The organism is Cupriavidus sp. SS-3, from assembly GCF_035818815.1.
Classification (GTDB): domain Bacteria; phylum Pseudomonadota; class Gammaproteobacteria; order Burkholderiales; family Burkholderiaceae; genus Cupriavidus; species Cupriavidus taiwanensis_C.
The window spans coordinates 1-966 of sequence record NZ_JAYLVT010000053.1; the positions used below are offsets into that span (position 1 = coordinate 1).

Genomic DNA, 966 nt, shown 5'->3' on the forward strand with positions numbered 1-966 from the left:
CGCTTCCATGCCGATCTCGGGGCGCCAGCCCAGCTCCTCGATGGTGTTGTCGATCTTCGGCACGCGGTGCTGCACGTCCTGGTAGCCCTTGCCGTAGAAGTCGCCCGAGGAGGTCTCGACGATTTGGGTGAGGCGCGCCTGCTGCGCGTATTCCGGGTAGTCGGCGGCCATCTTCAGCATCATCTCGGCGAGCTCGCGCACCGAGTGGATATTGTCCGGGTTGCCGATGTTGTAGATCTTGCCGCTGGCCACGCCGTCGGGATTCTCGATGATGCGCATCAGCGCGCTGATGCCGTCGGCGATGTCGGCGAAGGCCCGTTGCTGCGCGCCGCCGTCGACCAGCCTGATCGGTTCGCCGCGCACGATATGGCCCAGGAACTGCGTCACCACGCGCGACGAGCCTTCCTTCGATTCGAAGATCGAGTCCAGCCCCGCGCCGATCCAGTTGAAGGGGCGGAACAGCGTGTAATTGAGCCCTTGCTCCATGCCGTAGGCATGGATCACGCGGTCCATCAGCTGCTTGGAGCAGGCGTAGATCCAGCGCGGCTTGTTGATCGGGCCGTAGACCAGCGGCGAGGCGTCGGGGTCGAATTCCTCGTCGCCGCACATGCCGTAGACCTCGGAGGTCGACGGGAACACCAGGTGCTTGCGGTACTTGACCGCGGCGCGCACGATCGGCAGGTTGGCCTCGAAGTCCAGCTCGAACACGCGCAGCGGCTGGCGCACGTAGGTGGCCGGGGTGGCGATGGCGACCAGCGGCAGCACCACGTCGCACTTGCGGATGTTGTACTCGATCCACTCCTTGTTGATGGTGATGTCGCCCTCGAAGAAATGCATGCGCGGGTGGTCGACGAGGTCGCCCAGGCGGTCCGTGTTCATGTCCATGCCGTAGACCTCCCACGGCGTGGTTTCCAGGATGCGGCGCGTCAGGTGGTGGCCGATGAAGCCGTTGACGCCGAGAATCAG

The 966-nt window shown here is 64.7% G+C and carries 1 protein-coding gene; it reads right to left on the reverse strand.

The genetic code is table 11. From position 1 onward, the window contains the following. The coding region (locus U9J39_RS29380; RefSeq protein WP_326348801.1) for a bifunctional UDP-4-keto-pentose/UDP-xylose synthase at window positions 1-966 on the reverse strand (966 nt) is incomplete at both ends.